The sequence below is a fragment of the Cellulomonas sp. P5_C6 genome, assembly GCF_054049635.1.
In genome coordinates this window covers 1-4,398 of the sequence record NZ_JBFULZ010000271.1, presented here as the reverse complement: position 1 = coordinate 4,398, position 4,398 = coordinate 1, and the positions used below count along the sequence as shown (strand labels likewise).

Annotated in this window: 4 protein-coding genes; all 4 read left to right on the top strand. The window is 72.3% G+C overall.

Annotated features, from left to right (window positions below; genetic code table 11):
* The first annotated feature begins 166 nt into the window (after positions 1–166).
* The 4 genes from rapZ (at position 167) to gap (ending at position 4,332) form a co-directional block, all read left to right on the top strand.
* Complete coding sequence (gene rapZ, locus ACXJKG_RS19815; protein WP_456847445.1) at positions 167–1,111, top strand: RNase adapter RapZ; 945 nt, start codon at positions 167–169, stop codon at positions 1,109–1,111.
* On the top strand, positions 1,108–2,085 hold the full coding sequence (locus ACXJKG_RS19810; RefSeq protein WP_456847444.1) for a gluconeogenesis factor YvcK family protein: 978 nt from the start codon (positions 1,108–1,110) through the stop codon (positions 2,083–2,085). The genes rapZ and ACXJKG_RS19810 overlap by 4 nt, the downstream gene beginning before the upstream one ends.
* A 49-nt stretch (positions 2,086–2,134) precedes the next feature.
* Positions 2,135–3,115 (top strand): DNA-binding protein WhiA, encoded by a 981-nt coding sequence (whiA, locus tag ACXJKG_RS19805; RefSeq protein WP_456847443.1) that lies wholly within the window; start codon positions 2,135–2,137, stop codon positions 3,113–3,115.
* Between the two features lie 212 nt (positions 3,116–3,327).
* Positions 3,328–4,332 carry a type I glyceraldehyde-3-phosphate dehydrogenase gene (gene gap / locus ACXJKG_RS19800; protein WP_456847442.1) on the top strand — a complete coding sequence of 335 codons (1,005 nt, stop codon included), beginning with the start codon at positions 3,328–3,330 and terminating at the stop codon, positions 4,330–4,332.
* Positions 4,333–4,398 lie beyond the last annotated feature (66 nt).

Below are 4,398 nucleotides of genomic sequence, written 5' to 3'. Positions count from 1 at the left end.
CGGCGGTCGTCGCCGCGCTGGCGGCCACCGGCACGGGTGCGAACCCGGGTGCCGGGGCGGGGACGAACCCCGATGCGGGGACGGGGAACGGCACGGCCGGGGGAAGCGCCGCCGCCGCGCCGGTGTCGCCGGCACCGGTGGCCGGGTCGGCTGGCATGCTGGACGCATGAGCGACGAGCCTTCGCCGATCACGGTGCCCGCCGGGATCCCCGCCCTCGAGGCGGCCACCGAGGCGCCCCACCTGAGCCAGCCGCAGGTCCTCATCATCACCGGCATGTCGGGGGCGGGCCGGACCCGGGCGGCCGCGGTGCTCGAGGACCTCGACTGGTACGTCATCGACAACCTCCCGGCGCAGATGCTCACGCACCTCGTCGGCATGCTCACCAGCGGGCCGGCCGGCGCGGGCGCGCAACGGCTCGCCGCTGTGATCGACGTGCGTGGGCGCGAGTTCTTCCGGGACCTCTCGCCGGTGCTGCAGGGGCTGCGCGAGTCGGGGGTCGAGTACCGGATCCTGTTCCTCGACGCCTCGGACGAGGTGCTGGTCCGGAGGTTCGAGCAGGTCCGCCGCCCGCACCCGCTGCAGGGCCAGGGCCGGATCCTCGACGGCATCGCGGAGGAGCGGGCGGTGCTCGCGGACCTGCGCGAGCGGGCGGACACGCTCATCGACACGTCCGAGCTGAACGTGCACGACCTCGCGCGGGAGGTCCGGGCGGTCGTCGCCAGCGGCTCCGAGGACGCCCTGCGGATCTCCGTGGTCTCGTTCGGGTTCAAGTACGGGCTCCCGCTGGACGCGGACCACGTCGTCGACATGCGGTTCCTCGCCAACCCGTACTGGATCACCGAGCTGCGGCACCTGACCGGGCGGGACGCGCCGGTGCGCGACTACGTGCTCGGCCTGCCGGGCGCCGTGACGTTCGTGGAGCGGTACGTCGACGCGCTGGAGCCGGTGCTCGCCGGCTACCTCAACGAGGAGAAGCGGTACGTCACCATCGCGGTGGGCTGCACGGGCGGCAAGCACCGGTCGGTCGCGGTCAGCGAGGCCATCGCGGCCAGGCTGCGGGACCGGGGGCACCTCGTCGCCGTGTCGGCCCGGGACCTCGGCAAGGAATGAGGGCGGCCGCGCCGGCCGTCGTCGCTCTGGGTGGTGGCCACGKCCTGTCGGCGTCGTTGTCGGCGCTGCGCCTGATGACGGACCGCATCACCGCGGTCGTCACGGTCGCCGACGACGGCGGCTCCTCCGGGCGGCTGCGCGACGAGCTGGGCGTCCTGCCGCCCGGTGACCTGCGGATGGCGCTGGCCGCGCTGTGCGACGACTCCGACTGGGGCCGGACCTGGCGCGACCTGCTGCAGCACCGGTTCCGCTCGTCCGGGGACCTGGACAACCACGCGGTGGGCAACCTGCTCATCGTGGCGCTCTGGGAGCTGCTCGGGGACACGGTCGAGGGTCTGGACTGGGTGGGCAAGCTGCTCGGTGCCCGGGGACGCGTGCTGCCGATGGCGTCGGTGCCGCTGCTCATCGAGGCCGACGTCGTCGACCGCGCCGGGACGACTCGGCGCGTGGTCGGGCAGAGCGCCGTCGCGGTCACCTCGGGGACGATCACGCAGGTGCGTCTCGAGCCGGCCGACCCGCCCGCCTGCCCGGAGGCCGTGGCGGCCATCGAGGCCGCGGACTGGGTGGTCCTCGGTCCGGGCTCCTGGTACACGTCCGTCCTCCCGCACCTGCTGGTACCGGGCCTGCGCGACGCGTTGGGCCGGACGAGCGCACGCACGATCCTGACCCTCAACCTCTCCTCGGGTGAATCGGGGGAGACGGCCGGCATGAGCGCGGACCAGTACCTCGACGTGCTGCGGGCGCACGCGCCGGAGCTGCGGGTGGACGCGGTGGTGGCCGACCCGTCGGCGGTCGAGGACGTGTCGGCGCTGGCCGCGCGGAGCGCCGACCTGGGAGCACGCCTGCTCCTGCGCCAGGTCAGCCGCGGCGACGGCACCCCCCGCCACGACCCGTTGCGGCTCGCCGGGGCCTACTCGGACGTGCTGGACGGCTTCCTCGGGGACGTCGGGACCCGCGAGAACCCACCCGAGTAGGTGACCGGACCGGTCCCGGGCACGCGTCCTGCAATGGCAGGATGCAGCCATGGCGTTGACGGCACAGGTGAAGGACGAGCTCGCCCGTCTGAAGGTGGACAAGACGTCCTCACGGAAGGCCGAGGTCTCGGCCACCCTGAGGTTCGCGGGTGGCTTGCACATCATCTCGGGTCGGATCGTCATCGAGGCGGAGCTGGACACGGGCATCGCGGCCCGGCGTCTGCGGCAGGCGATCGCCGAGGTCTACGGGCACGAGAGCGAGATCATCGTCGTGTCCGGCGGCGGTCTGCGCCGGGGCAGCCGGTACGTCGTGCGGGTGGTCAAGGACGGCGAGTCGCTGGCCCGCCAGACCGGGCTGCTCGACAACCGTGGCCGGCCCGTGCGTGGCCTTCCGCCGCAGGTCGTCTCGGCCGGCGTCGCCGAGGCCGAGGCCGCGTGGCGTGGCGCGTTCCTGGCACACGGCTCCCTCACGGAGCCGGGCCGGTCGTCCGCCCTCGAGGTCACCTGCCCGGGACCTGAGGCCGCGCTGGCGCTCGTCGGTGCCGCCCGTCGCCTCGGGATCGCCGCGAAGGCCCGCGAGGTGCGGGGGATCGACCGCGTGGTGATCCGGGACGGCGACGCCATCAGCGCGATGCTGGCCCGCCTGGGCGCGCACGAGACCATGCTGGTCTGGGAGGAGCGCCGGGTCCGGCGCGAGGTCCGGGGCACCGCGAACCGGCTCGCCAACTTCGACGACGCGAACCTGCGCCGGTCTGCTCGCGCGGCCGTGGCCGCGGGAGCACGCGTCGAGCGGGCGTTCGAGATCCTGGGCGACGAGCTCCCGGAGCACCTGCGCGAGGCGGGCGAGCTGCGCCTCGCGCACAAGGAGGCGTCGCTCGAGGAGCTGGGCAAGCTCGCCGAGCCGACGCTGACCAAGGACGCCGTCGCCGGCCGCATCCGGCGCCTGCTGGCGACCGCGGACAAGCGCGCGGCCGAGCTGGGCATCCCGGACACCGAGGCGGGCCTCAGCCCGGACCTGCTCGACCTCTGAGGGAGTCCCGCGGCGTCTCACCAGGGACCTACGTCGCGGCGTGACTCCGGTCACCTGGTATAGGGTCGTGTCATCCGAACGTCACACGACGGTCACGTGCTGGGCATGTACGACAGCCCGTGCCGTAGGCGTCCGGAGCGCACAGCGGCGTGCGTGACCCCATCACCAAAATGTGTGCGCCGGCCCCCCGTCGGCGCTGCCGAGGAGGGCAAGTGACCATCCGCGTCGGTATCAACGGCTTCGGCCGTATCGGGCGTAACTTCTACCGGGCGATCATCGCGTCCGGTGCCGACATCGAGATCGTCGGCGTGAACGACCTCACGGACAACAAGACGCTCGCGCACCTGCTCAAGTACGACACCGTGCTGGGCCGGTTCCCGCTGAGCGTCGCCTTCGACGACGACAACATCATCGTCGACGGCAAGAAGATCCGTGCGCTCGAGGAGCGCGACCCCGCGAACCTCCCGTGGGCCGAGCTGGGCGCCGACATCGTGATCGAGTCGACGGGCTTCTTCACCAACGCCGAGAAGGCCAAGGCGCACCTGACGGCCGGCGCCAAGAAGGTCATCATCTCGGCTCCGGCGTCCAACGAGGACGCCACGTTCGTCGTCGGTGTGAACCACACGGACTACGACGCCGCGGTGCACCACATCATCTCGAACGCGTCGTGCACGACGAACTGCCTGGCCCCGGTGGCCAAGGCGCTCAACGACTCGATCGGCATCGAGCGTGGCCTCATGACCACGATCCACGCCTACACGGGTGACCAGAACCTGCAGGACGGCCCCCACAAGGACCTCCGCCGTGCCCGCGCCGCTGCGCAGAACATCGTCCCGACGTCGACCGGTGCGGCCAAGGCCGTGGCGCTCGTCCTCCCGGAGCTCAAGGGCAAGCTCGACGGCTTCGCGCTCCGCGTCCCCGTCATCACGGGCTCGGCCACGGACCTGACGTTCACGGCCTCGCGCGAGGTCACCGTCGACGAGGTCAACGCCGCGGTGAAGGCCGCTGCCGAGGGCCCGCTCAAGGGCATCCTCGAGTACGTCGAGGACGAGATCGTGTCGAGCGACATCGTCACGAACCCGCACCAGAGCATCTTCGACTCGAAGCTCACCAAGGTGAGCGGCGACCTGGTCAAGATCATCGCCTGGTACGACAACGAGTGGGGCTACTCGAACAGCCTCGTCGCGCTCACCACGTACGTCGGCGAGCGTCTCTGACGGTCCCGTCGCACCTGTAGTGACGGTCATGCGTCCGCGTGCGCCCCGGCCCTTGCGGCCCCGGCG

Coding starts and splice junctions, on each gene's coding strand:
- rapZ (WP_456847445.1), top strand. CDS start 167: ATGAGCGACGAGCCTTCGCCGATCACGGTGCCCGCCGGGATCCCCGCC.
- whiA (WP_456847443.1), top strand. CDS start 2,135: ATGGCGTTGACGGCACAGGTGAAGGACGAGCTCGCCCGTCTGAAGGTG.